Source organism: Streptomyces sp. NPDC047971 (assembly GCF_040653355.1).
In the GTDB taxonomy this organism is placed as follows: Bacteria; Actinomycetota; Actinomycetes; order Streptomycetales; family Streptomycetaceae; genus Streptomyces.
In genome coordinates this window covers 31,354-56,222 of record NZ_JBEZNW010000018.1, presented here as the reverse complement: position 1 = coordinate 56,222, position 24,869 = coordinate 31,354, and the positions used below count along the sequence as shown (strand labels likewise).

Below are 24,869 nucleotides of genomic sequence, written 5' to 3'. Positions count from 1 at the left end.
CGTGGAGAACCTGATTGCGCTGCTCATCGCGGCGCCTCTGCTGGGAGCGGCCGTCCTGCTGTGCGGCGGGCGGCGCCTGGACAAGGTCGGGCCCCTGCTCGGCACGGTGCTCGCGGCCGCCTCCTTCGTCATCGGTGCCGTCCTCTTCGCCGACATGCTCGGCAAGAGCGCGGACGACCGGGCCCTGTACCAGCACCTGTGGAGCTGGATCCCGGTCGGGGGCTTCCAGGCGGACATCGCCTTCCAGCTCGACCAGCTGTCGATGACGTTCGTGCTGCTGATCACCGGCGTGGGCTCGCTGATCCACGTGTACTCGATCGGGTACATGGAGCACGACGAGCGCAAGCGCCGCTTCTTCGGCTATCTGAACCTGTTCCTCGCGGCGATGCTGCTGCTCGTGCTCGCCGACAACTACCTGCTGCTGTACTTCGGCTGGGAGGGCGTCGGCCTCGCCTCGTACCTCCTGATCGGCTTCTGGCAGCACAAGCCCAGCGCGGCCACCGCCGCGAAGAAGGCCTTCCTGGTCAACCGGGTCGGCGACATGGGCCTCTCGATCGCCATCATGATCATGTTCACCACCTTCGGGACCTTCGCCTTCGGGCCGGTCCTGGAGGCGACCGGCGAGACGAGCGAGGGCACGCTGACGGCGATCGCCCTGATGCTCCTCCTCGCGGCCTGCGGCAAGTCGGCCCAGGTGCCGCTGCAGTCCTGGCTCGGGGACGCGATGGAGGGCCCGACCCCGGTCTCCGCCCTCATCCACGCGGCCACCATGGTGACCGCCGGTGTCTACCTCATCGTCCGCTCCGCGAACATCTTCAACGCCTCCCCCGACGCCCAGCTCGTGGTCGTCGTGGTCGGCGCCGTCACGCTCCTCTTCGGTGCGATCGTCGGTTGCGCGAAGGACGACATCAAGAAGGCGCTGGCCGGCTCGACGATGTCGCAGATCGGCTACATGATCCTGGCGGCGGGCCTCGGCCCCATCGGCTACGTCTTCGCGATCATGCACCTGGTGACGCACGGCTTCTTCAAGGCCGGGCTCTTCCTCGGCGCCGGCTCGGTCATGCACGGCATGAACGACGAGGTGGACATGAGGCGTTACGGCGGCCTCAGGAAGTACATGCCGGTCACCTTCGTCACCTTCGGCCTCGGCTACCTCGCGATCATCGGCTTCCCGGGCCTGTCCGGCTTCTTCTCCAAGGACAAGATCATCGAGGCGGCCTTCGCCAAGGGCGGCACCGAGGGCTGGATCCTCGGCGCGGTCACGCTCCTCGGCGCGGCCATCACGGCGTTCTACATGACGCGCGTGATGCTGATGACCTTCTTCGGCGAGAAGCGCTGGCAGGCCGACGAGAAGGGTGAGATGCCGCACCCGCACGAGTCGCCGAAGTCGATGACGGTGCCGATGATCCTGCTGGCCTTCGGGTCCGTTCTCGCGGGTGGCTTCTTCAGCATCGGCGACCGCTTCATCACCTGGCTGGAGCCGGTGACCGCGTTCGAGCACGGGCACCCGCCGCTCAGCGCCGCGGCCATCACCTCCGCCACGGTCGTGGTGATGGTCGTCGGCGTCGGGATCGCGTACCTCCAGTACGGACGCAGGCCCGTCCCGGTCACCGCGCCGCGCGGCTCGCTGCTCACCCGGGCGGCCCGCCGGGACCTGCTCCAGGACGACTTCAACCACGCCGTCTTCGTGACGGGCGGCACGCACCTCACCCGCTCGCTCGTCTACGTCGACCACACCCTGGTGGACGGAGTGGTCAACGGCACCGCGGCCTCCGTCGGCGGCCTGTCCGGCCGGCTGCGCAAGCTGCAGAACGGCTACGCCCGCACGTATGCGGTCTCCATGTTCGGAGGTACTGCGGTGCTGATCGCCGCGACCCTGCTGATGAGGGCGGTGTAACGCTCATGTCCTTCCCTCTTCTGACGGTGACGGCAGCGGTGCCGGCGGTCGGTGCGATCCTCACCGCCGCCGTCCCCGCGGCCCGCCGCACGGCGGCGAAGTGGCTGGCGCTGCTGGTCTCGCTGGTCACGCTCGTCCTCGCCGCGGTCGTCCTGGTCCGCTTCGAGCCGGGCGGCGACCGCTACCAGCTCGTCGAATCCCACTCCTGGATCAAGGACTTCGGGGTCCGCTACGAACTGGGCGTGGACGGCATCGGGGTGGCGCTGATCGCGCTCACCGCGCTGCTGATCCCCTTCGTCATCCTGGCCGGCTGGCACGACGCCGACCCCCTGGAGACGAAGAGCAGCCGCTGGCGGCCGACCCAGGGCTTCTTCGCCCTGATCCTGATGGTCGAGGCGATGGTGATCCTCTCCTTCGAGGCCACCGACGTCTTCCTCTTCTACATCCTGTTCGAAGCCATGCTCATCCCGATGTACTTCCTCATCGGCGGCTTCGGGGACCGGGCCCACAGCGGCTCGGACGAGAACGCGGCGGCCCAGCGTTCGTACGCGGCGGTCAAGTTCCTGCTCTACAACCTGGTCGGCGGACTGATCATGCTGGCCGCCGTCATCGGGCTCTACGTGGTCGCGGGGAACTTCTCCCTCACCGAGATCGCCGAGGCGCGGGCGTCGGGTCAGCTGGAGATGGCGACCAACACCGAGCGGCTGCTCTTCCTCGGCTTCTTCTTCGCCTTCGCGGTGAAGGCGCCGCTGTGGCCGCTGCACACCTGGCTGCCGAACGCGATGGGGGAGGCGACCGCACCGGTCGCCGTGCTCATCACCGCGGTGGTCGACAAGGTCGGCACCTTCGCGATGCTCCGCTTCTGCCTCCAGCTCTTCCCCGAGGCATCGAAGTGGGCGACCCCGGTGATCATCGCGCTCGCGTTGGTCAGCATCGTCTACGGGGCGCTGCTGGCGGTCGGCCAGCGGGACATCAAGCGCCTGGTCGCGTACGCCTCGATCTCGCACTTCGGCTTCATCATCATGGGCATCTTCGCGATGACCACCCAGGGGCAGAGCGGTGCGACGCTCTACATGGTCAACCACGGCATCTCGACCGCCGCGCTGATGCTGGTCGCCGGCTTCCTGATCTCCCGGCGCGGCTCGCGGCTCATCGCCGACTACGGCGGTGTGCAGAAGGTCGCCCCGGTGCTCGCCGGCACCTTCCTGATCGGCGGTCTCGCCACCCTCTCGCTGCCGGGCCTCGCGCCCTTCGTGAGTGAGTTCCTGGTCCTGGTCGGCACGTTCGCGCGGTACCCGGTGGCGGGCATCATCGCCACCACCGGCATCGTCCTCGCCGCGCTCTACACCCTCGTGCTGTACCAGCGGACGATGACTGGACCCGTGAAGACGGAGGAGGTCCGGACGATGCCGGACCTGCGGGTGCGGGAGCTGGTCGTGGTCGCCCCGCTGATCGCCCTGCTGATCTTCCTCGGGGTGTTCCCGAAGCCGCTGACGGACATCGTCGGTCCGGCCGTCACGCACACCATGTCCGACGTCCAGCAGAAGGACCCCCAGCCCACTGTCCCCATTCAGAACGCGGAGGCGGCCAAGTGAGTGCGTCGGCTGTCCACAGCCTGTGGACGACGGCTGCCGAGCCGTTGAACAAGATCCCGGCACCCCACATCGAGTACGTCCAGCTCTCACCCGTACTCATCGTCGTCGGTGCCGCGGTCCTCAGTGTCCTGGCCGAGGCGTTCGTGCCCCGCAAGGCCCGCTACCAGAGCCAGGTGTTCCTCAGCGTCCTGGCGCTCGTGGCCGCGTTCGCCGCGATCGTCGGCCTCGCCGCCGGCGGATACGGCTCCACCAAGGCCCACATCGCGGCCATGGGAGCCATCGCCGTCGACGGACCGGCGCTCTTCCTGCAGGGCATCATCCTGCTGGCCTCGATCGTCGCGGTCTTCACCTTCGCCGAGCGCCGGCTCGATCCGGCCGACCACGGCCACAAGGTCGACTCCTTCGCCGCCGAGGCCGCCGCCGTCCCCGGCAGCGATCAGGAGAAGGCGGCGGCCAAGGCCGGGTTCACCACCACCGAGGTGTTCCCGCTGGCGCTGTTCGCCATCGCCGGCATGCTGGTCTTCCCCGCCGCCAACGACCTCCTGACGCTCTTCATCGCCCTGGAGGTCTTCTCCCTGCCGCTGTACCTGCTCTGCGCCGTCGCCCGCCGCAAGCGGCTGATGTCGCAGGAGGCCGCGGTCAAGTACTTCCTCCTCGGCGCCTTCTCCTCGGCGTTCCTGCTCTTCGGGATCGCCCTGCTCTACGGCTACGCGGGCTCCGTCTCGTACGCCACCATCGCCGACGTCGTCGACGGCTCGGTCACCTCGATGAACCCGGCGCTCGCCGACACCATGGGCAACGACGCCCTGCTGCTCATCGGCTTCGCCCTGGTCCTGATGGGACTGCTCTTCAAGGTCGGCGCCGTGCCCTTCCACATGTGGACCCCGGACGTCTACCAGGGTGCGCCGACCCCCGTCACCGGCTTCATGGCCGCCGCGACGAAGGTCGCCGCGTTCGGCGCGCTGCTGCGTCTGCTGTACGTGGTGCTGCCGGGCCTCACCTGGGACTGGCGGCCGGTCATGTGGGGCGTCGCCATCGTCACCATGCTGGGCGGCGCGATCGTCGCGATCACCCAGACCGACATCAAGCGGCTGCTCGCGTACTCCTCCATCGCGCACGCGGGCTTCCTGCTGGCCGGTGTCATCGCCGCCACACCCTCCGGCATCTCCTCGGTGCTGTTCTACCTGGGCGCGTACTCCTTCGTGACGATCGGCGCCTTCGCGGTCGTCACCCTGGTCCGGGACGCCGGCGGCGAGGCGACGCACCTGTCCAAGTGGGCCGGTCTGGGCCGCCGTTCGCCGCTCGTGGCCGCGGTCTTCGCGGTCTTCCTGCTCGCCTTCGCCGGCATCCCGCTGACGTCCGGATTCTCCGGCAAGTTCGCGGTCTTCTCGGCGGCGGCGGAGGGCGGCGCGGGCGCGCTGGTCGTCGTCGGTGTCATCTCGTCGGCGATCGCGGCGTTCTTCTACATCCGGGTGATCGTGCTGATGTTCTTCAGCGAGCCGAAGGCGGACGGCCCCACGGTCGCCGTGCCCTCGGGCTTCACGGCCGCCACGATCACGGTCGGCGTCGTCGTGACGCTGGTGCTGGGCCTCGCGCCGCAGTACTTCCTGGACCTGGCGGGCCAGGCGAGCGTGTTCGTGAGGTAGCCGGCGACGCCGTCAGGGCCCGGTCCCCGCTCGCGCGGGGGCCGGGCCCTGACGTATGTGCGGGGCTACGGCGCCGGAACGATCCGCCCGGTCACCTCGCCGAGCGCGACCTGGGTGCCGTCCGGGCCGGGCGCCCACGCGGTGAGCGTGACCACGTCGCCGTCCTCCAGGAACGTCCTCTTCCCGGTGGGGAGTTCGAGCGCGTCCCGGCCGTTCCACGTCAGTTCGAGCAGCGAGCCGCGCTGGTGCACCTCGGGGCCCGAGACCGTGCCGGAGCCGTACAGGTCACCGGTCCGCAGCGACGCTCCGTTGACCGTCATGTGGGCGAGCTGCTGGGCGGCCGTCCAGTACATCGTGGCGAACGGCGGCTCCGAGACCACCTCGCCGTTGATCTCGACCGTGATCCGCACGTCGAAGCCGCCGAGCTCTTCGTCGGCGGAGTCGTCCAGGTACGGCAGCAGGTCGAAGTCCCGGGCCGGCGGCGCGGTACGGGCGGCGTCCAGGGCCTCCAGCGGGGTCACCCAGGCCGAGACGGACGTCGCGAACGACTTCCCGAGGAAGGGGCCGAGCGGCACGTACTCCCACGCCTGGAGGTCCCGCGCCGACCAGTCGTTGAGGAGGGTGAGCCCGAAGACGTGCTCACGGAAGTCACCCAGCGGGACCGGCGTGCCGTGCGCGGACGGGGTGCCGACGACGAAGCCGACCTCCGCCTCGATGTCCAGCTTCACCGAGGGGCCGAAGACGGGCGCCGGGTCCGTGGGCGCCTTGCGCTGCCCGGAGGGGCGTGCGACATCGGTGCCGGAGACCACGACCGTGCCCGCGCGTCCGTGGTAACCGATGGGCAGGTGCTTCCAGTTCGGGGTCAGCGCGTCGCCGTCGGGCCGGAAGATCCGGCCCACGTTGGTGGCGTGGTGCTCGCTCGCGTAGAAGTCGACGTAGTCCGCGACCTCGAAGGGCAGGTGCATCGTGACCGCGCCCAGCGGGTGCAGCAGGGGCTCTATGTCCGGCCGGTGGGCGGGCACGGTCACCCAGGCGGTCAGCGCGCGGCGCACGTCGCGCCAGGCGGTCCGGCCGGCGGCGAGCAGCGGATTGAGGCTGGGCTGCGCGAGCAGCGCGGCGTACGGGGACCCGAGGGCGTGCGCCGCGGCTCCCGCGTCGAGGACATGGCCGCCGATGCGGACGCCGACCCTCCGCCGGTCGGGCTCGTCGGCGGTGGAGAAGACGCCGTACGGAAGGTTGTGCGGGCCGAAGGGGTCGCCTTCGGCGAGGTCGAGCGGGGACTGCTCGGGCATCGGTGCTTGCCTCGCTTTCCACGGGTGTGGGGGACACGTTACGGGTCGGACCGCTCGGCGCGGATGACATGGGTCACACAGAAAGTGCGGCCTGCGTGCACAACTGTCCATGTTCGCGTGCTTTATGCGTGCTGTGCGGCGGCTGTGCGACTGAGCGCGTTCAATTCCCGCTTTTCCCGGGCCTTATTCGGGTCATACGATCTCGGCAACGTCGCACCGCGTGAGGTCCCCGCAGGCGCGACCCCCATTTCTTTCATCTTCGTTCGACCAGAAAAGGTCTGCCTTGAAGATTCGCCGCATTCTCGCGACGGCCGTTGCCGCCGCGGTGACGACGCCCGTCGTTCTCCTTTCGGCCGCCCCGGCGTTCGCCGACAACAAGCCGGCCGCGCCGGCGCAGACGCAGGACGAGAAGCCCTCGATCGAGCAGCTGAAGCTCGCGGTCGCCGCCGCCCAGAAGGCGTACGACGCCGCGGTCGCCGCGGAGGACGCCGCCCAGGTCGAGATCGAGAAGACGCTCGACGCCCTGGACAAGGCCGACCACCCGCTGCGGGTCGCCATTGCCGAGGCGAAGAAGGCGGCCGAGGCCGCCGCCACCGCCAAGACCGAGGCCGACACCAAGCTGGCCGAGGCCGAGGCCGCGCTGGCGGCCCTGCCCGAGGGCTCGGACAAGACCGAGGCCGAGAAGGCGGTCGCCGAGGCGAAGAAGGCGGCCGAGGCCGCCGCCACCGCCAAGACCGCGGCGGACGCCAAGTCCGCCGAGGCCGGCACCGCGCTCTCGGACGCGCGGGTCGCCGCCTTCAAGAAGCTCGGCGTCGCCCAGAAGGCGGAGAAGGACGCCAGGAAGGCCCTCGACGCCGCCAAGAAGGCGCTCGCCGACGCGGAGGCCGAGGAGCCGGGTGAGGAGTGCAAGGACGTCAGCAAGACGCTGACGCTCGACCTGAGCGGCCCCAAGAAGGCCGTCGCGGGCAAGAGCACCGACTTCACGCTGCGCATCAACAACGGCACGGGCACCCAGCTCGACGACGCCGGTGCCTTCACCGCCGTCATCAACACCGCCACCGGTGACAACCTGGACAAGTGGACGGACCTCAAGTGGTCCGTCGACGGGTCGACCTGGAACGACTCCGTCGAGAACATCGCCTTCATCGAGGTCGGCACGATCAAGCCCGGTGCCAAGGTCGACGTCAAGCTGCGTCTCGCGGTCGACGCCAAGGCGCCGAAGGCGTTCGTCTCGCTGATCTCCGCCACCGGCTACGACAACAACGACGGCAGCTGCGGCTGGGGCGACGAGGACGAGACCTTCGACTTCGAGATCGCCAAGGCCGGCACCCCCGCGACCGGCGGCAACGGCAACGGCTCGACCGGCGGGAACACCAACACCACCGGGCAGGGCAACACCTCCACCACCGCGGTGAACGGCGGAACCACCGGTTCCACCACCGGCTCGCTCGCCAAGACCGGTTCGAACGACGCCGTTCCGCAGATCGCCCTCGCGGGCGCCGCGGCCGTCGCGCTCGGTGCCGGTGCGATGTTCGTCGTCCGTCGCCGCAAGGCCGGCGCCGACGCCTGATCGACGTGGTGAGTGAGGGGCCCGCATTCCGTACGGAATGCGGGCCCCTTTCCCTTCCGTTCACCCCGCCGTACGCGGAATCCGTTTCTCCCAGGTCCGGTGGAAGAGAACCTCCCCACCCTCTTTGCACACCACTTCGTTCGACGTGACGAATACATCCGCGTCACAGGAGATCTCCGAACGCGAGTCGACCGTGACGTCCCACGCCAACTCCGGGCGGTGCAGTCGGATCGACCAGTCCGAGCGGGTACGGGCGGAGAGCGGATCGTTCTCGTCGATGGTGTACGTCTCCAGGGCGTCCTCGGTGAATTCCAGGCCGTCCGGATAGACCCGCGTGCCGCCGTACCGGGGGTCGACCTCCAGCCGCCACTCGCCCTTGGCCACGTCCCGCACCACCAGCCGCTCCGGGCGGGGTTCCTCCAGGGTCGCCGGGACGACCACGCCCAGCGGTTCGGACTGCTCGGGCTCCTCCCACTCGATCGCGTCGTCCGTGTGCCGGCGGACGGGGAGCGTCAGGTTCGAGGCGGCGGGATCGAGGGTGAAGCCGGCGGCGTCGGGCTGGGGCCAGATCCACGGCCAGTACGCGGAGGAGACCGCGAGACGGACCCGGTGGCCGGGCGGGAAGGTGTGGCCGATGCCGTTCAGCTCGAAAACGTGGTCCTCCGCCTCGCCGAGCTGGGCCTCCACCGCGCGGTCGCGGCCGTAGCGGGCGGAGAGGTTCAGCACGCCCCGCGTGACGAGCGTCGAGGAGCCGTCGGGGGCGACGTCGCACAGCCGGGCGATCACCTGGCCCGTCGGTGCGCCGGCGCGCAGGGACAGGCTGACCCCGGGGCGGCCCAGGATCTCGATCGCCGCGCCGTCCTCCGGGACCGCGAAGTCGAAGCACGCCGAGTGGGCGTCCTCGTCGCGCTGGTCGGGCGGCAGGTCGGCGTCGTTGCCGAAGGGGAAGAAGCGGCCCGCGTCCAGGCCGGTCTGCTGGGGCGAGTCGACGAGCACCGGCTCGCCCTGGAAGGCGTACGTCACGGGGGTGACGTTCGGGGACGGCCAGGCCGGGTCGGCGACCCAACGGCCCGGCAGCTCCTCGTAGACGGTGGCCGGCGGGTGCGACCCGCTGATCCACGAGCGCAGCAGCGGCTCGGCCATCACGTCGTTGTCGGCGCCCTTGAGGTGGTGGTCCCACCAGCGCAGGGTCTCCTGGAGGAAGCCGATCGCCGGGCCCGGCGGAAGGCCGCGGTCCGGGTACTGGTGCGACCAGGGACCGATGATCCCGCGCACCCGGTCCTGGGGGAGGTGCTCGACCAGTCGCAGCACGGTGTCCCGGTACGGGTCGTGCCAGCCGCCCACCGCGAGGACGGCCGCCTCGATCGCCCCGTAGTCCTCACAGACGCTGCCGTGCCGCCAGTAGGCGTCCCGGGTCTGGTGGGCGAGCCAGGTGTGGATGAACGGATCCACCGCCTCCAGGCGCCGCAGCCACGTCTCCCGCCACTCCCCGCCCACGTACAGGGGGTCCGGCGGGCGGGCGACGAAGGCGAGCATGGTGGCCGCCCAGGCGTGCATGTCCACGGCGAGGACGGAGCCGCCCATGTAGTGGACGTCGTTGTCGTAGCGGTCGTCGGTCGAGCAGACGGTGACGATCGCCTTCAGCGGTTCGGGGGCGAGGGCCGCGATCTGGAGCGAGTTGAAGCCGCCCCAGGAGATGCCGAACATGCCGACCTTCCCCGTGCACCAGGGCTGCTCGGCGAGCCAGTTCACCACCGCCACGCCGTCGGCCAGCTCGACGGCGTCGTACTCGTCGCCGGGCAGGCCCTCGCTGTTGCCGTGCCCGCGCACGTCGACGCGCACGGAGGCGTAGCCGTGCCCGGCGTACCAGGGGTGGCGCTGCCGGTCACGGGGCGCCGTCCAGTCCGTCAGGCGGTACGGCAGGTACTCCAGGAGGGCCGGGACGGGCTCGTCGGTGACCGGCCGCCAGATCCGGGCGTAGAGCTTCGTCCGGTCGGGGAGCGGAATCCGGACATCTTCGTGGGTCGTCTCGTACGGGAACTCGGTACGGATGCGCATGGCGGACCAACCTCAGTGGACGGGGTGCATGGTGCGGCGCAGCCAGGGCGCGAGGGCGATCACGACGAGGCCCGCGGCGACGGCGATGGCGCCGTTGACCCCGAAGTAGGCGGGCTTGGAGACGTCGTCGTAGAGCTTCACGGTCTGTGCCTGGATGCCGTTGGCGAGGGCGAGGGAGAGGAACCAGAGGGACATCGTCTGGCTGGAGAAGGCCTTCGGGGCGAGCTTGGTGGTGGCGGACATCCCGGAGGTCTCCAGGAGGACGTCACCGAGGCCGAGGAGGAGGTACGAGCCGACGATCCACCAGGCCGCCATCCGGTACGTGTCGTCGGCGTGACCGGAGGTCGGCACGACCATCAGCAGGAACGACAGACCGCCGAGGATCACCCCGAACGCGATCTTGTTGGAGGCGTGTGGCTGGTTGTGCCCCATGCGGGCCCAGACGGCGGCCACGACGGGGGCCAGGGCGACCTCGAAGGCGCCGAGGGCGGAGGCGTACCAGCTGGCCGGGAAGTCGAAGCCGAGGATGGTGGTGCGGGCGTTGGTGGACGCCAGCAGGATCATCGTCGAGTACGCCTGGAAGAGGATGAAGTTGAAGACCACCGAGGCCAGGAAGAGCACGACGTACGGCTTGAGCCGGCCGCGTTCCTCCGCGGTGACCCGGGGGCTCTTGAACATCACCCAGAAGTAGACGACCGGGGCGATCACCGAGACGAGCGTCAGCAGGTCGACGAAGCGGTCCATGGTCAGCCAGCCCGCCGCGGCCAGCACGGCCGCCACCGCCCCCACGGCGAGCGTGCCGAGGACGATGAGCAGGACCGCCCGGCGCATGGCGTCGGGGGCCAGCGCGAACTCGGCGGAGTGCTTGCGTCCGGCCAGGTGACGGCGGCCGAGGACGTACTGGAGCAGGCCGAAGGTCATGCCGATGGCGGCGGCCGAGAAGCCCCAGTGGTAGCCCCGGTGGTCGGCGAGCCAGCCGGTGATCAGCGGGCCGGCGAAGGCGCCGATGTTGATCGCCATGTAGTAGATGGCGAAGCCGGCGTCCCGGCGGTCGTCGTCGGTCGCGTAGAGCTTGCCGACCATGGTGGCGACGTTCGGTTTGAGCAGACCGGTGCCGGCGCTGATCAGGCCGAGGCCCGCCCAGGTCATGCCCGCGGTCGGCACCGCCATGGAGTAGTGGCCGAGGGCGATCAGGATGCCGCCCCACAGCACGGCCCGGTAGGAGCCGAGGATGCGGTCGGCCAGCCAGCCGCCGGCGACGGAGACCAGGTAGACCAGGGTGCCGTAGGCGGCCGCGACGGAGGCGGCCGTGCCCGGGGCCATGCCGAGGCCGTCGTTCGCGACGGTGTCGGCGAAGTAGAGGACGAGGATCGCCTGCATCCCGAGGAAGGAGAATCGTTCCCAGATCTCCAGGCCCGAGAGGGTGAGGAGCCCCCTCGGCTGACCGAAGAAGGCATGATCGTCTTCGGGTGGCGGCTGCTCGTCGTTCGTATCGGAATCGATCGCTGTTCGGGACAAAACGCCTACTCCTGGTCGTATGAGCTGATCACGAACATACCGGGGGTGGCGGGAAGGCGCCCATGGTGATCGAAAGGCGACCGGATACGCTGACTTGAGTGAATCGAGCGACACATCGACAATCCGTGTGATCGTCAGCAGGCGTCAGCAGACAGGAGACCCCCTCGTGACCGTCGTCGGGCCGTTCGGTCTTAGCGTGCGGGACCAGGCTCTTGAGGCCGATGTCCAGACCGGATTGGCGGCCGTGGAGGCAGGGCTCCTCGACGCCACCAAGAGCGAGATCCCCTTCATCACGGAGGCCGCCCAGCATCTCGTCCTGGCGGGCGGCAAGCGCTTCAGGCCCCTGCTCGTGATGCTCGCCGCCCAGTTCGGCGACCCGTACGCGCCGGGTGTCGTGCCCTCGGCCGTCGTCGTCGAGCTCACCCACCTCGCCACGCTCTACCACGACGACGTCATGGACGAGGCGGACGTGCGACGGGGCGTCGACTCCGCCAACACCCGATGGGGCAACTCGATCGCCGTCCTGACGGGTGACTTCCTCTTCGCCCGCGCCTCGCACACGCTCGCGGACCTCGGACCCGAGGCCGTACGCATCCAGTCGGAGGCGTTCGAACGTCTGGTCACCGGCCAGATCCTGGAGACCGCGGGCCCGCAGGGCGACCGCGACCCCGTCGACCACTACCTCGACGTCCTCGGAGGCAAGACCGGCTCGCTCGTCGCCGTCTCCTGCCGCTTCGGCGCGATGATGTCCGGCGCGGACGAGAGCGTCGTCGACATCCTCACCCAGTACGGCGAGCGCCTCGGCGTCGCCTTCCAGCTCGCCGACGACGTCCTCGACATCGCCTCCGACTCCCACGAGTCCGGCAAGACCCCCGGCACGGACCTGCGCGAGGGCATCCCGACCCTGCCGGTGCTCCACCTGCGCGCCGCCGCCGCGGCCCACGGGCGCCCGGAGGACGTGGAGCTGGTCGAGCTCGTCGACAGCGACCTCAGCGACGACGCGCGCCACGCGGAGGCCCTGCGACGGCTGCGGGTCCACCCCGCCCTGGAACAGGCCCGCCGGGACACCGTGCGCTACGCCGAGGAGGCCCGGGCGATGCTGGCCCCGCTGCCCGAGGGGTACGCCAAGTCGGCTCTGCAGGAGCTCTGCGACGCGGTGGTCCACCGCGCGGGCTAGGGCGTCTCAGGGTCGGGTCATCCCTCAGCAGTACGTCGGATTGCGCCCGGGGGCTGACGATTCCGCCGCTCGTCTTTGGTCAGATGGAGTCATCGACCACGGAGGTAGGGACAGACCATGGCAGACAACCGTAAGGCGAGCCGCTACATCGTCCCGGTCGCGGTGGCCGGAGTGGCCGCCGCGACCATCGGGCTCGTACCGGCTCTCGCGGCGTCCGGTGACCCGGACCTGCCGGAGATCACCGCCCAGCAGCTGATCGAGAAGATCGCGGCGTCCGAGACGCAGACGCTGTCCGGCACGTTCAAGGTGAGCACCGACCTGGGTCTGCCGTCGGTGGCGGGCCTGGCCGGTTCCCTCGGCGGCGGCTCGGGCCCCGCCTCGGCCGACCCGGAGGAGAAGCTGACGCAGCTCGTCTCGGGCACGCACACGCTGCGCGTGGCCGCCGACGGCCCGGACCGGCAGAAGCTGACCATCCTGGACGGCGCGGACGAGTACAGCCTCATCCACAACGGCGACGACGTGTGGGGCTACGACAGCAAGTCGAACGAGGTCTTCCACGAGAAGACGGACAGGGCCGGCGAGGCGCCGGAGAAGGAGCTGCCGGCCACGCCGAAGGAGCTCGCCGACGAGATCCTGAAGGCCGCGGACGGCACCACCTCGATCACGGTCGGCGGCACGGCGAAGGTGGCCGGCCGGGACGCGTACCAGCTCGTCATCAAGCCGAAGCAGAGCGGTTCGATGGTCGAGTCGGTGAAGGTCGCGGTGGACGCCGGCAACGGCACCCCGCTGAAGTTCACCCTCACCTCGGTCGACGGCGGCAAGCCGGTGGTCGACGCGGGCTTCACGAAGGTCGACTTCGGCAAGCCGGCTGCCTCGACGTTCGACTTCAAGGCGCCGAAGGGCGCCAAGGTGACGGAGGGCGTACCGGACGACGAGAAGGGCTCCGAGGACTTCGGCAAGGAGTTCGGGAAGCAGTTCGGCGGCCTCGGGGACCTGGGCGGCGGCGAGGGTCCGAACGTGATCGGCGAGGGCTGGACCGCGATCGCGACGTTCGACACGGGTGCTCCGGCGCCGAAGACGGACGAGGCCCCGAAGGAGGTCCAGGGCTTCCTGGACAGCCTCGGTGACAAGGTCACCGGGAAGTTCGGCTCCGGCACGGTCTTCAAGACGAAGATCGTCAACGTGCTGATGACGGACGACGGCAAGGTGTACGCCGGCGCGGTCACGAAGGACGCGCTGGTGCAGGCGGCGAACGCCGCGAAGTAGGGCGCGTTGGGACCCCGGGCGGGTCGGGGGCGATGGTCACCGACCCACCCGGGAGTTCTGCTGTTACGGGAACGTCAGCTTGAAGCTGTTGATGTAGCCCGTGTCCTGCGCGGCCCGGTCCTGGACCCGCAGCTTCCAGGCGCCGTTGGCGACCTCCGAGGAGGCGTTCACGGTGTAGGTCTGCACGAGGTTGTCGGCGCTGCCGCCGGAGCGGTTGTGCAGGTTGTAGACCGAGCCGTCGGGGGCGACGAGGTCGACGACGAGGTCACCGCGGTAGGTGTGGACGATGTTCACGTCCACCTTGAGGGCGGAGGGCGCGTTGCCGGTGATGCCGGTGACGTCGACGGTGGAGGTCACCGCGGCGCCGTTGTCCGGGATCGACACGTCGGCCGCGTTCTCGAAGACCTTGCCGGGCGGGGTGGTCGTGCCGGCCGACAGGGTCCAGATCGCGTGGGCGACGGCGTCGCTGTTGCGGTCGAGCGCGGTGTCGTTGATGTTCGACGTCGTGTCGCACGAGGAGTGGTAGCAGCGGTCGAAGGCCGTGGCCGTACCGCCCCACTTCTGCACCTGGGCGCTGGTCTTGACCCGGCTGGCCCCGGTGAACAGACCGCCGACGGGGATGCCGACGTTCTTGAACGAGGCGTGGTCGGAGCGGCCGTCGCCCTCGGTCTCGATCTCGGTCGGCACGCCGATGCCGGCGAAGTAGCTCTTGAAGGTCTGCTCGATCGTCGGGTCGTCGTCGTAGACGAAGTAGCCCGGGTTGGGCGAACCGATCATGTCGAAGTTCAGATAGCCGGAGACCTTGGCCCGCTCGGTCGACGGCAGGTTGTTCACGTAGTACTTCGAGCCGATGAGACCCAGTTCCTCGGCGCCCCACCAGCCGAAACGCAGATGCTTCGTGGGCTGGAAGCCGGCCCGGGAGACGGCGAGCGCGGTCTCCAGGACGGCGGCGGAACCGGAGCCGTTGTCGTTGATGCCGGCGCCGGAGGAGACGGAGTCGAGGTGGGCTCCGGCCATGAGGACCTGGTTCGGGTCACCGCCCGGCCAGTCGGCTATCAGGTTGTAGCCCGTGGCTCCGTTGGAGGTGAACTGCTGGAGGGTGGTGGTGTACCCGGCGGCGTCCAGCTTGGCCTTCACGAAGTCGATGGACGCCTTGTAGCCGGTGCGGCCGTGGGCGCGGTTGCCGCCGTTGGCGGAGGCGATCGACTGCAGGTCGGTGAGGTGCTGCTTGACGTTGGCGAGCGGGATGTCGGGCGCGGCCGCCGCGGAGGGAGCCGCGTCGGCGGTGGCGCCGGAGAACCCGGCGAGGGCCAGCGCCGCGACGGCGGAGAGCGCGGCGGCGCGTCTGGGAACGGAGAACTTCATGTGGGGGCTCCGGATTCCGAACGGGGATGGGACGGAAACGTGCGAGACGCCCCGGGGCGTGGGTGCCACGAGGCGCTGGAGCTGTGCGGGGTGCGGTTGTGCGACGTACGTCTGTGCGTGCTGAATGTTCAGTGCCGGGGTGACGTGTCGTCAAGAGCGGAAACCGGTCAGGGGCGTTCGCTCATCGGACGGTCCGCCGACCGTGCGACGGGCGAACGCCGCCGGCGGCGCCCGACCGTGGGACGAGCGTGGCTGGTCCCGGCGCCCGACCGTGCGACGAGCGCACGCGGATCGCGGTGCCCGACCGCGGGCCGGCCGGTGGTCGCCGGCGACCGGGCTCTAGAAGCGGTCGGCGTGCTCGGTCGCCCACTGGGCGAAGGTGCGCGCCGGGCGTCCGGTGACCCGTTCGACGGTGTCGTCGACGGTCGTGGAGTCCTCGGTCGGGGAGGCGTACCAGCCGATGACGTACTCGGCGTCCGCGCGGGACACGCCGGTGGCCAGCAGCCGGTCGACGGCCTGCTCGTGCGTGAGCGGGACGAAGTCGATGTCGCGGCGGGTCGCCCGGGCCAGCACGGCGATCCGCTCGCGCGGGGTCAGCGCCTGCGGCCCGGTGAGGTTGTAGGCGCGCTCGTGATGGCCGTCGTCGAGCAGCGCGGTGGCGGCGACCGCTGCGATGTCGGCCTCGTGGACGAGCGCGCTGGGGAAGTCGTACGGCTCGCGGACGATTCCCTCGGCGCGGATCGAGTCGGCCCAGGTCAGGGTGTTGGACATGAACTCCTGCGGTTCCAGGCGCGTCCACTCCACACCCGACTCGGCGACCGCCTTCTCGACCGGGCCCACGAAACCGCCCCACAGCACGGTGATCCGCCGCACTCCCGCGTCCACCGCCCGGCGGACCAGCTCGGGCCCCACCTCGGCGAGCCCCGCCGTCACCGTGATGTGGAGACGGCTGACGCCGTCGAGGGCGGCTCCCAGGCCGTCCGGTGCCGTATGCGTTCCGGCCACCAGCTCCACCCCGGCCGGTAACCGTCCCGCGGCCCCGGCCGGATCCCGTGTCAGTGCCCGTACGGGCTCTCCTCGGCGGACCAGCTCCGCCACCACGTGCCGGCCGGTGTTCCCGGTGGCGCCCGTCACCAATGTCGTCATGGTCGAACTCCCTTCGTCGGCACGACCGTAGGAGCTCGACCGCGGTTGAGGTCAACCGGCTTCCGGGCGATCGCCCCCGGCGCCGCTCAGCGCAGGGCGATCGGGGTCTCGGACTGGACGCGGGTCAGCTTCTCGGGGTTGCGGACGTAGTAGAGGCCCGTGATGCGGGCGTCCTCGACGCGGACCGCCATGACGCCGTCGATCTCGCCGTCCACACGGACCACGAGCGCCGGGCTGCCGTTGACCACGGTCGGGTCGAGCGTGAAGGTGATCTCGTACTTGCCGATGCCGCCGATCATGTAGCGGGCCACCTTGTCGGCGCCGACGACCGGCCGCCGCGCGGCCTGCTTGATACCGCCGCCGTCGCTCATCAGGACGATCTCGGGGGCGAGCACGTCCAGGAGACCCTGCATGTCCCCGGTCTCCAGGGCACGTTGGAAGGACTCCAGGGCCGCCCGGGTCTCGCCCGGGGAGACCGCCTCGCGGGGACGGCGGGCGTCGACGTGCTTGCGGGCGCGGTGGGCGATCTGCCGGACGGCCGCGGGCGTCTTGCCGACGGCCTCGGCGATCTCGTCGTAGCCGACGTCGAAGACCTCGCGCAGGACGAAGACGGCGCGTTCGGTCGGGGAGAGCGTCTCCAGGACGAGCATGAGCGCCATCGACAGACTCTCGGCGAGTTCGACGTCCTCGGCCACGTCCGGCGCGGTGATCAGCGGCTCGGGCAGCCAGGGGCCGACGTAGGACTCCTTGCGGCGGGACATGGTGCGCAGCCGGTTGAGCGCCTGGCGGGTCGTGATCCGGACCAGGTAGGCCCGCTGGTCGCGCACCTGCCCCAGGTCGGCCTCGACCCACCGCAGCCAGGTCTCCTGGAGGACGTCCTCGGCGTCGGCCGCCGATCCCAGCATCTCGTACGCGACCGTGAAGAGCAGGTTGCGGTGGGCGACGAAGCTCTCGGTGGCCGCGTCGGTGGCGTTGTCGCTCATGTCTCGTTCTCTCTCCCTCGTGCCCGGCCGCGCTCGTCGACGGCCGGGCCCATGCTGCCCGTTCAGCGGGTGGCGAGCGCCTCGCCGTGCTTGGCGACGAGCCGCTCCCCGCGCTTGTCGTCCTTCGCCCACCACGTGCGCACACCCGGCTTGCGCGCCTCGTATCCCAGCTGCCAGACGGTGCTCCTGCAGATGAGCTCCTTGAGCTTGGCGCCCGGGCGGCCGCCGAGGTAGAGCTTCTTCGCGGTGTCGTCCTTGTGGGAGACCTGGAAGATGCCGAAGCGGCGCCCCAGGCTGATGCACTGGCCCGCGAACCCCACATCGACGGGGGCGGGCCGCTCGCCGGCGATCCGGCTGAGAACGGTCTCGGCGGCCTGCGGGCCCAATTGGACCGCGGACTGGCATCCCATCCGGAACGGCAGGTCCGACGGCGCCGCCGAGTCCCCGGCGGCGACGATGCGCTCGTCGTCCACGCTCGTCAGGGTCTCGTCCGTGAGCAGGCGGCCCAGGGAGTCGGTGGTCAGTCCGCTGCGGGCGGCGAGGTCCGGCACGCCGAATCCGGCGGTCCAGACGGTCACGTGGCCGGCCAGCTCGCGGCCGTCCGCGAGCCGCACGGCGTCGCGCGTCACCGCCGTCACCTCGGCGCCGGGGCCCTCGACCACGGTCACCCCGAGCGCGGCCAGCCGCCCGGCGACCGAGCGCCGGCCCCGGGGGTGCAGATACGGGCCGAGGACCCGACCGCACACCAGGGTCACCCTGCGGCCCGTCTCGGCCAGTTCGGCGGCCGTCTCGATGCCGCTCGGACCGCCTCCGACGACGGTCACCGCGGCCGACACGGGCGCGGCTTCGAGAGCCGACCGCAGCCGCTCGGCCTCCTCCAGGCCGGCGACCGGGTAGGCGAACTCGGCCGCTCCGGGCACGCTCGGTCGCGCGCTGCCGCTGCCCACGGCGTAGACCAGGTAGTCGTAGTCGACGGTGCCGCCGCTCTCCAGGGTCAGGCGCCGCTCGGCCGCGTCGATCCGGGTCACGGAGTCGACGACCAGGCCCACGCCCTCGGCCAGGACCTTGCGGTACTCCACGACCGCCTCGTGGGTCCCGCCCGCCAGCTGGTGCAGCCGGATCCGCTCGACGAAGGCGGCGCGCGGGTTGATCAGCGTCACCGTGACGTCGTCGCGCCGCGTCAGACGGCTGGCCGCCATGACGCCGGAGTACCCGCCGCCGATCACGACGACCTTCGTGGTGCTGGTCATGGTGTCTCCTCCGCTTGCCGGTGTTGGCTCCTTCGCCCTTGAGACACCGGGCGGCCGGCGTTTGTGACAGGGGGGCGCCGGATCCGCGTCCATGTGAGCCGGATCACGGTGCCGGGGCGCCCCCTGGCACGGGGAACGTGGTGTCCGAATACCGCCGGTGCGTCCCGCGCCGACGCGTGAGGCTGGGCCCATGACCACCTACACCGCACGCCCCGTCGATCCCGCGGCCCTCGCCGAGCTCAGGGCCGTGGACGACGCCGGCAGGCCCTGCGTCCCGTACACCGCGACCGAGGGCGGCAGCCCGCTGCGCTGCTGTCTGCGGCCCTGCGCGGCGGGGGAGCGGATCGCGCTCGTCTCGTACGCCCCGCTGCGGCGCTGGGCCGCCGAGACCGGGGCCGCGCCCGGCGCGTACGACGAGCAGGGGCCGGTCTTCATCCACGCGGAGGAGTGCGCGGGACCGGCCGAGGACCCGCGGGCGTACCCCTTCGACCGGCCCGGCGCGCTGCGCACCCTGCGCCGCTACGACTCCGCGGGGCGGATCGTCGGCGGTCGGCTCCTGGCGATCCCGGCCCGGGCGACCGAGGGCTTCGACGAGGCGTTCGCGGAGGCGTTCGCCGACCCCGTGGTGGAGCTGGTGCACGTCAGGGCCGTCGAGTACGGCTGCTTCCAGTTCGAGGTGCGGCGCGCCTGAACGTCACTGCACGCAGAACTCGTTGCCCTCCGGGTCCCTCATGACCACCCAGGCGCCTCCCTGTTCCTCCACCCGGCGCAGGACGGAGGCGCCCAGGGTCTCCAGCCGCTCGACCTCGGCGTCCCGGGTGCCGGGGGCGATGTGGACGTCCAGGTGGAGGCGGTTCTTGACGGTCTTCTCCTCCGGGACGCGCTGGAAGAGGATCCGGCGGCCCTGGCCGATGCCGGTCGCCTCCTCGTAGGGGTCGTCCGGGTGACGGACGGCGATCAGGTCGCGGAAGGCGAGGCGGCCGGAGACGGTGACGGTCACGTCGGGCGGGAGCGCGCCGAGGTCGAGGAGGCGTGCGACGTGGGCGCTGTTGTCCTCCTCCAGGTAGCCGAGGGCGGCGGCCCAGAACGCGGCCTGGGCATGCGGGTCGGCGGCGTCGATCACGAGCTTCCAGTGCAGTGCGGTCATGTGCCGAGTCTCGCCCACACCGGTCCGAACGCACCGCAGCGACGGCCGCGATGCGCCACACGCCGCGCCCGCAGCACGGTGATGGGCCACCGCGCCGCGCCCGCCGCGACGGTGATGCGCCACCGCGCCGCGCCCGCCGCGACCGCCTGACGCCCCCGCCGTCAGGCGGTGCCGCCGCCCCGTGTCCTCGTCGCGTCCGCGCCGGCCCGGACCGCGTGCCGTGCCGCGCCCGCCGCGACCGCGGGTCAGACTGCGGCCACCTCCGCCGCCTCCCTCGCGTCGTACGCCTCGCGCGCCGCCGCGATCTCGTTCTGGTGGCGTTCCGTCCATGTCACCAGCGAGCGGATGGTCGTGTGCAACGTCCCGCCCAGCGGGGTCAGTTCGTAGTCCACGCGCGGCGGCACCACCGGATGCACCGTCCGCTTCACCAGCCCGTCCCGCTCCAGCTGGCGCAGCGTGACCGTGAGCATCCGCTGGCTGATCCCGTCGATCTCCCGCCGCAGCTCCGTGAAGCGCAGCTTGCGGCGGTCGAGCAGGGCGATGACCAGCAGGGACCACTTGTCGGCGACGCGGTCGAGGATCTGGCGCACCTCGCAGTCCTCCCGGGTGTCCCACTGGAAGGGGTCCGTGTCGCCCTCGTGGCCCTCGGAGTAGGTGACTTCGCAGTGACTCGGTGACTTCAAAGTGCCTTCTTCCATGGCACCGAATGCTGCCGCAGGATGCAGGTGGTTACAAGAGGGAACCGACCCTCTGGCCGGTAACCACCCCTTCCCTTCCCGCCTGGAGACAGCCATGTCCGCATCCATGCCCGCACGTGCCTGGGCCCTGCTCCTCGTCCTCTGCGGAACGATCTTCCTGGAGGGCATCGACGTCGCCATGCTCGCCGTCGCGGTGCCGAGCATCAGATCCGATCTGGATCTGTCCACCGGCACAGCCGCCTGGGTGATGTCGGCGTACGTCCTCGGCTACGCCGGCTTCACCCTCCTCGGCGGACGCGCCGCCGATCTCCTCGGCCGCCGCCGGATGTTCCTCGGCTGGCTCACCGTCTTCCTGCTCTTCTCCGGCCTCGGCGGCTTCGCGACCGAGGGCTGGATGCTGATCACGGCCCGCTTCGTGACCGGTGTCGCCGCCGCGTTCATGACCCCCGCCGCGATGTCGATCATCACCACCTCGTACGAGGAGGGCCCGCAGCGCAACCAGGCGCTGCTGGTCTTCGCGGGCACGGCGGCGGGCGGCTTCACCCTCGGGCTCGTCATCGGCGGGCTGCTCACCCAGCTCGGCTGGCGCTGGGTCTTCTTCGCTCCGGTCCTGCTCGCCGCCGTCGTCCTGCTCGCCGCGGTACGGCTCGTCCCCGGGGAGGCGCGGCCCGAGAAGGTCCCCGGCGGCTTCGACCTGGCGGGCGCGCTGACCGCGGCGGGGGCCATGCTGCTGCTGGCCTTCGGGATCGTCCGGATGGAGCACGGACTCGACGGCTGGCCGCTGACCGCGTTCGTCGCCGCCGCGGGTCTCGTCCTCGTCGGGGTCTTCGTCGCCGTCGAGCGCCGGGCCGCGGCCCCTCTCGTACGTCTCGGACTGCTCCGCAAGGCGTCCACGGTCCGGGCCGACATCGGGGCGCTGCTGTTCGTCGGCTCGTTCTTCGGCTTCCAGTTCGTCGCCACGCTCTACCTCCAGGAGCTGCGCGGCTGGTCCTCCCTGGAGACCGCGTTCGCCCTGCTCGTGATGGGCGTCGACGCCGTCCTCGCCCCGACGCTCACCCCGCGGCTCGTGGCGCGGTTCGGCAACGCCCGGGTCGTCCTCGGCGGCTTCGTGCTCGCGATCGCCTCGTACGCGCTGTTCCTGCCGGTCGGCCCGGACTGGTCGTACGCGGCGATGTTCCCGACCCTGCTGCTGACCGGACTCGCCTTCGCCCTCGCGTACGGACCGCTCACGATCGCCGCCACCGACGGCATCGAGGAGGAGGAGCAGGGGCTCGCCAGCGGGCTGCTGACGACCGCGGTGCAGTTCGGCTCGGCGGTCGGCATCTCGGCGGTGACGGCGGTGTACGGGATCGCCGGCGGCGGCATCGACGGGTTCCGGGCGGCGCTGGTGGTGCCGCTGGCCATGGTGGCGGTCGGCGCGGCGGTCGCGGCGACAGGCGTACGGGCCCACCGGACGCGTGCGGTTCCGGAGGTCGTCCCCGAGGTCACCGTCTCGTGACCGGCGGACGCGCAGACGCGACGGCCCCCGGAGGGGAACTCCGGGGGCCGTCGCGTGCGTGCGGGGTCAGTGCACGGGCCGGGCCGGCGTGGTGGGAAGCGCCACGGTCCCGGGCTCGGCGGGCACGCTCGTGGCGCCCTCGGCCGCGGTGTCCGCGAGGGCGCGGTCCACGACGGTCCTGGCCAGCGCCTCCGCCTCGGCGCGGCTCCGCCGTGCCGTCCGCAGCGCGTCCCAGGTCAGGATCGTCAGTGCGAGCCACACGAGGGAGAAGCCCGCCCAGCGCTCCGGCGGCATCGCCTCGTGGAAGTACAGGACGCCCAGGCCGAACTGGAAGACCGGCGCCAGGTACTGGAGCAGCCCCAGCGTCGACAGCGGTACGCGGATGGCCGCAGCGCCGAAGCAGATCAGGGGCACGGCCGTGACGATCCCGGTCGCCGCGAGAAGCGCCGCGTGGCCCGCGCCCTCGGTGCCGAAGGTGGCCGAGCCCTGGGTGCCGAGCCAGAGCAGATAGGCGAGGGCGGGCAGGAACTGGACGGCGGTCTCGGCGGCCAGCGACTCCAGGCCGCCGATGTTGACCTTCTTCTTCACCAGGCCGTAGACGCCGAAGGAGAAGGCCAGGATCAGCGAGATCCACGGCGGGCGCCCGTAGCCGATCGAGAGGACCAGCACGGCCGTGGCGGCGACGCCGACCGCCACCCACTGCGCGGGCCGCAGCCGCTCCTTCAGGAGCAGGACGCCCAGGGCGATGGTGACGAGCGGGTTGATGAAGTAGCCGAGCGACGCCTCGACGACCTGGCCGGCGTTGACGGCCCAGATGTAGACGCCCCAGTTGACGGTGATGACCGTCGCGGCGAAGGTGATCAGCCCCAGTTTGCGCGGGCTGCGCACCAGCTCGCGTATCCAGCCCCAGCGGCGCAGCGCGAGGAGCGCGATGCCGACGAAGGCCAGCGACCACACCATCCGGTGGGCGAGGATCTCGGCCGCCCCGGCCGGCTTGAGGAGTGGCCAGAAGAGCGGGACGAGCCCCCACATGCCGTAGGCGCCGATCCCGTACAGAAGTCCTGCTCGTCCCTCGTTGTCTTCCTTCACCGAATCTCCTGCCCCGCGCCGCGCTGTTCCGTCGAAGGTAGCGCCGCACGGGGCCGGCTGTCATGTCCGTACCGCAATACGGTCATGACCTCTGCGCGAGCGCCTCGGCGATCGACGCGGCGAGCGGGGTGGTCGGGCGGCCGATCAGGCGGGACAGGTCGTCGGTCCGTCCGGCGAGCGCCCCGCGCTCGATGGCCCGGTCGACGTCCACGAGGATCGCGGCGAGGAGCGGCGGGACGCCCGCGCCGGTCAGGATCTCCTCGTGCGTCCCGGCCGGGACGTTGCTGTACGTGATCTCCCGGCCCGTCTGGCGGGCGACCTCCGCCGCGTACTCGGCCAGCGACCAGGCGACGTCGCCGCTCAGCTCGTACGCGGTGTTCAGGTGCGTCTCGGCCGGCCCGGTCAGCACCGCGGCGGCCGCGGCCGCGTAGTCGGCGCGCGCGGCCGAGGCGACCCGGCCCTCACCGGCGTTGGCGACCACGGCGCCGTGTGCGAGGACGGGAGCCAGGTTGGCGGTGTAGTTCTCGGTGTACCAGCCGTTGCGCAGGAAGGTGTACGGCAGCCCCGAGTCGAGGATCCGCCGCTCGGTCTCGGTGTGCTCGGCGGCCAGGTCGAAGTCGGCCTCGGGTCCGCCGAGGACGCCGGTGTAGGCGAGCTGGGCGACGCCGGCGGCCTTGGCCGCGGCGATCACGGCGGCATGCTGCGGCACCCGCTGCCCGACCTCGCTGCCGGAGATCAGCAGGACGCGGTCGCCGGCCTCGAAGGCGCCCGCCAGGGTCTCCGGCTTGCCGTAGTCGGCGATCCGCAGCCCGACGCCGCGCTCGGCGAGGTCGGCGGCCTTGGCCTTGTCGCGGACGACGGCGGCCACGGACGTGGCGGGGACCCGGGTCAGCAGCTCGTCGACGACGAGACGGCCGAGCTGTCCGGTGGCTCCGGTGACGACGACGCTCATGGTGATCTCCTTGTTCGCGGGGTGATGCACTCACCGTACGGAGGGCGCCAACTATTCGAAAGTACCCACTTTGAAGTAAGGTACTGGCATGGGAGTAAGTGAACCGAGGAGCCTGCTGGCGGACGTCGACGGCGCCATGTGCCCGGCGCGGCTCGTTCTGGAGCACGTCACCAGCCGATGGGGGGTCCTGATCCTGATCGCGCTGCGGGAGCGTTCGTACCGCTTCAGCGAGCTGCGCCGACGCGTCGGCGGCGTCAGCGAGAAGATGCTCACCCAGACCCTCCAGACCCTGGAGCGCGACGGCTTCGTCCATCGCGACGCCAAGCCGGTCATCCCGCCCCGCGTCGACTACAGCCTCACCGGACTGGGCGAGGAGGCCGCCCGGCAGGTCTGGGAGCTGGCGCGCTGGACCGACGCGACGGTCCCGGCCGTCCAGGAGGCCCGCGTCCGCTACGACGAGGCGCGTCGCGAGGCTGCCGCGGAATCGTCCCAATGATGCTGTAACCAGGGCACGTTGGGTCCGCGCGTCGTACGATCTGCTCACCACTGGGGGAAAGTGTGAGCGTTCCGTGGGGGGCTTGTGGCGTACGGATACGGAAGAGTGCTGCGCGCTTGCGGGGGCTTACTCGCCTGCGGCGTGATCCTGACCGGATGTTCGGATTCCGGCGACGACGGCAAAAAGCCCCAGGGGAAGGCGAGTCCGACCTCGGCGGCCCCACCCG

20 protein-coding genes are annotated in these 24,869 nt (G+C 71.0%); 9 read left to right on the top strand and 11 right to left on the bottom strand.

What is annotated here, in order from left to right:
- Position 1: 1 nt before the first annotated feature.
- From nuoL to nuoN, 3 genes are read left to right on the top strand one after another with little or no spacing between them, the layout of a single operon-like run.
- Positions 2–1,897: an NADH-quinone oxidoreductase subunit L gene (gene nuoL / locus AB0D99_RS18755; protein ID WP_362362754.1), complete on the top strand. Its 1,896-nt coding sequence runs from the start codon at positions 2–4 to the stop codon at positions 1,895–1,897.
- A gap of 5 nt (positions 1,898–1,902) precedes the next feature.
- Positions 1,903–3,492 (top strand): NADH-quinone oxidoreductase subunit M, encoded by a 1,590-nt coding sequence (locus tag AB0D99_RS18750; RefSeq protein ID WP_362362751.1) that lies wholly within the window; start codon positions 1,903–1,905, stop codon positions 3,490–3,492.
- On the top strand, positions 3,489–5,138 hold the full coding sequence (nuoN, locus tag AB0D99_RS18745; protein ID WP_362362748.1) for an NADH-quinone oxidoreductase subunit NuoN: 1,650 nt from the start codon (positions 3,489–3,491) through the stop codon (positions 5,136–5,138). Before AB0D99_RS18750 ends, nuoN begins: the two co-directional genes overlap by 4 nt.
- 65 nt (positions 5,139–5,203) lie before the next feature.
- Here the strand turns inward: nuoN and fahA are convergent, their stop codons facing one another.
- Positions 5,204–6,430 carry a fumarylacetoacetase gene (gene fahA, locus AB0D99_RS18740; RefSeq protein ID WP_362362745.1) on the bottom strand — a complete coding sequence of 409 codons (1,227 nt, stop codon included), beginning with the start codon at positions 6,428–6,430 and terminating at the stop codon, positions 5,204–5,206.
- Positions 6,431–6,713: 283 nt separating this feature from the next.
- On the opposite strand from fahA, the gene AB0D99_RS18735 reads away from it, so the two are divergent.
- Entirely contained in the window at positions 6,714–8,000 is a 1,287-nt protein-coding gene (locus AB0D99_RS18735; RefSeq protein WP_362362742.1) for an LPXTG cell wall anchor domain-containing protein, read from the top strand.
- Positions 8,001–8,060: 60 nt separating this feature from the next.
- On the opposite strand, the gene AB0D99_RS18730 is transcribed toward AB0D99_RS18735, so the two are convergent.
- Both AB0D99_RS18730 and AB0D99_RS18725 read right to left on the bottom strand, forming a co-directional pair.
- Positions 8,061–10,058 carry a CocE/NonD family hydrolase gene (locus AB0D99_RS18730; RefSeq protein ID WP_362362739.1) on the bottom strand — a complete coding sequence of 666 codons (1,998 nt, stop codon included), beginning with the start codon at positions 10,056–10,058 and terminating at the stop codon, positions 8,061–8,063.
- Positions 10,059–10,070: 12 nt separating this feature from the next.
- Positions 10,071–11,576, bottom strand: coding sequence for a peptide MFS transporter (locus tag AB0D99_RS18725; RefSeq protein ID WP_362362736.1), 1,506 nt, complete (start codon positions 11,574–11,576; stop codon positions 10,071–10,073).
- Positions 11,577–11,742: 166 nt separating this feature from the next.
- On the opposite strand from AB0D99_RS18725, the gene AB0D99_RS18720 reads away from it, so the two are divergent.
- Together AB0D99_RS18720 and AB0D99_RS18715 are read left to right on the top strand one after the other, a co-directional pair.
- A complete protein-coding gene (locus tag AB0D99_RS18720; protein ID WP_362362733.1) occupies positions 11,743–12,753 on the top strand; it encodes a polyprenyl synthetase family protein in 1,011 nt (336 codons plus the stop codon).
- A gap of 117 nt (positions 12,754–12,870) precedes the next feature.
- On the top strand, positions 12,871–14,019 hold the full coding sequence (locus tag AB0D99_RS18715) for a DUF2092 domain-containing protein (RefSeq protein WP_362362730.1): 1,149 nt from the start codon (positions 12,871–12,873) through the stop codon (positions 14,017–14,019).
- A 63-nt stretch (positions 14,020–14,082) separates the two neighbouring features.
- Here the strand turns inward: AB0D99_RS18715 and AB0D99_RS18710 are convergent, their stop codons facing one another.
- From AB0D99_RS18710 to AB0D99_RS18695, 4 genes are all read right to left on the bottom strand, one after another.
- Positions 14,083–15,384, bottom strand: coding sequence for a M28 family metallopeptidase (locus AB0D99_RS18710; protein WP_362362727.1), 1,302 nt, complete (start codon positions 15,382–15,384; stop codon positions 14,083–14,085).
- A gap of 339 nt (positions 15,385–15,723) precedes the next feature.
- Entirely contained in the window at positions 15,724–16,530 is an 807-nt protein-coding gene (locus AB0D99_RS18705) for an NmrA family NAD(P)-binding protein (protein ID WP_362362724.1), read from the bottom strand.
- 86 nt (positions 16,531–16,616) lie between these two features.
- Positions 16,617–17,513 carry an RNA polymerase sigma-70 factor gene (locus tag AB0D99_RS18700; RefSeq protein ID WP_362362721.1) on the bottom strand — a complete coding sequence of 299 codons (897 nt, stop codon included), beginning with the start codon at positions 17,511–17,513 and terminating at the stop codon, positions 16,617–16,619.
- 62 nt (positions 17,514–17,575) lie between these two features.
- On the bottom strand, positions 17,576–18,763 hold the full coding sequence (locus tag AB0D99_RS18695; protein WP_362362718.1) for an FAD-dependent oxidoreductase: 1,188 nt from the start codon (positions 18,761–18,763) through the stop codon (positions 17,576–17,578).
- A 190-nt stretch (positions 18,764–18,953) separates the two neighbouring features.
- On the opposite strand from AB0D99_RS18695, the gene AB0D99_RS18690 reads away from it, so the two are divergent.
- Complete coding sequence (locus AB0D99_RS18690) at positions 18,954–19,454, top strand: DUF1203 domain-containing protein (protein WP_362362715.1); 501 nt, start codon at positions 18,954–18,956, stop codon at positions 19,452–19,454.
- A gap of 3 nt (positions 19,455–19,457) precedes the next feature.
- Here AB0D99_RS18690 and AB0D99_RS18685 read toward each other — a convergent pair whose 3' ends face one another.
- Positions 19,458–19,910: a VOC family protein gene (locus tag AB0D99_RS18685; RefSeq protein ID WP_362362713.1), complete on the bottom strand. Its 453-nt coding sequence runs from the start codon at positions 19,908–19,910 to the stop codon at positions 19,458–19,460.
- A 245-nt stretch (positions 19,911–20,155) separates the two neighbouring features.
- The gene (locus AB0D99_RS18680) at positions 20,156–20,608 is read right to left on the bottom strand and encodes a helix-turn-helix domain-containing protein (protein WP_362362710.1); all 453 of its coding nucleotides are present in this window, start codon (positions 20,606–20,608) and stop codon (positions 20,156–20,158) included.
- A gap of 106 nt (positions 20,609–20,714) precedes the next feature.
- On the opposite strand from AB0D99_RS18680, the gene AB0D99_RS18675 reads away from it, so the two are divergent.
- The gene (locus tag AB0D99_RS18675) at positions 20,715–22,106 is read left to right on the top strand and encodes an MFS transporter (RefSeq protein WP_362362997.1); all 1,392 of its coding nucleotides are present in this window, start codon (positions 20,715–20,717) and stop codon (positions 22,104–22,106) included.
- Between the two features lie 66 nt (positions 22,107–22,172).
- On the opposite strand, the gene rarD is transcribed toward AB0D99_RS18675, so the two are convergent.
- Positions 22,173–23,195, bottom strand: a complete 1,023-nt coding sequence (gene rarD / locus AB0D99_RS18670; protein ID WP_362362707.1) for an EamA family transporter RarD — start codon at positions 23,193–23,195, stop codon at positions 22,173–22,175.
- 82 nt (positions 23,196–23,277) lie between these two features.
- Entirely contained in the window at positions 23,278–24,147 is an 870-nt protein-coding gene (locus AB0D99_RS18665) for an NmrA family NAD(P)-binding protein (protein ID WP_362362704.1), read from the bottom strand.
- Positions 24,148–24,235: 88 nt separating this feature from the next.
- Here AB0D99_RS18665 and AB0D99_RS18660 point away from each other — a divergent pair, with 88 nt between their 5' ends.
- Positions 24,236–24,643, top strand: a complete 408-nt coding sequence (locus AB0D99_RS18660; RefSeq protein ID WP_362362701.1) for a helix-turn-helix domain-containing protein — start codon at positions 24,236–24,238, stop codon at positions 24,641–24,643.
- Positions 24,644–24,869 lie beyond the last annotated feature (226 nt).

Coding starts and splice junctions, on each gene's coding strand:
- AB0D99_RS18710 (WP_362362727.1), bottom strand. CDS start 15,384: ATGAAGTTCTCCGTTCCCAGACGCGCCGCCGCGCTCTCCGCCGTCGCG.
- AB0D99_RS18715 (WP_362362730.1), top strand. CDS start 12,871: ATGGCAGACAACCGTAAGGCGAGCCGCTACATCGTCCCGGTCGCGGTG.
- AB0D99_RS18695 (WP_362362718.1), bottom strand. CDS start 18,763: ATGACCAGCACCACGAAGGTCGTCGTGATCGGCGGCGGGTACTCCGGC.
- AB0D99_RS18680 (WP_362362710.1), bottom strand. CDS start 20,608: ATGGAAGAAGGCACTTTGAAGTCACCGAGTCACTGCGAAGTCACCTAC.
- AB0D99_RS18730 (WP_362362739.1), bottom strand. CDS start 10,058: ATGCGCATCCGTACCGAGTTCCCGTACGAGACGACCCACGAAGATGTC.
- AB0D99_RS18660 (WP_362362701.1), top strand. CDS start 24,236: ATGGGAGTAAGTGAACCGAGGAGCCTGCTGGCGGACGTCGACGGCGCC.
- AB0D99_RS18700 (WP_362362721.1), bottom strand. CDS start 17,513: ATGAGCGACAACGCCACCGACGCGGCCACCGAGAGCTTCGTCGCCCAC.
- AB0D99_RS18665 (WP_362362704.1), bottom strand. CDS start 24,147: ATGAGCGTCGTCGTCACCGGAGCCACCGGACAGCTCGGCCGTCTCGTC.
- AB0D99_RS18690 (WP_362362715.1), top strand. CDS start 18,954: ATGACCACCTACACCGCACGCCCCGTCGATCCCGCGGCCCTCGCCGAG.
- AB0D99_RS18685 (WP_362362713.1), bottom strand. CDS start 19,910: ATGACCGCACTGCACTGGAAGCTCGTGATCGACGCCGCCGACCCGCAT.
- AB0D99_RS18705 (WP_362362724.1), bottom strand. CDS start 16,530: ATGACGACATTGGTGACGGGCGCCACCGGGAACACCGGCCGGCACGTG.
- fahA (WP_362362745.1), bottom strand. CDS start 6,430: ATGCCCGAGCAGTCCCCGCTCGACCTCGCCGAAGGCGACCCCTTCGGC.
- AB0D99_RS18750 (WP_362362751.1), top strand. CDS start 1,903: ATGTCCTTCCCTCTTCTGACGGTGACGGCAGCGGTGCCGGCGGTCGGT.
- AB0D99_RS18675 (WP_362362997.1), top strand. CDS start 20,715: ATGCCCGCACGTGCCTGGGCCCTGCTCCTCGTCCTCTGCGGAACGATC.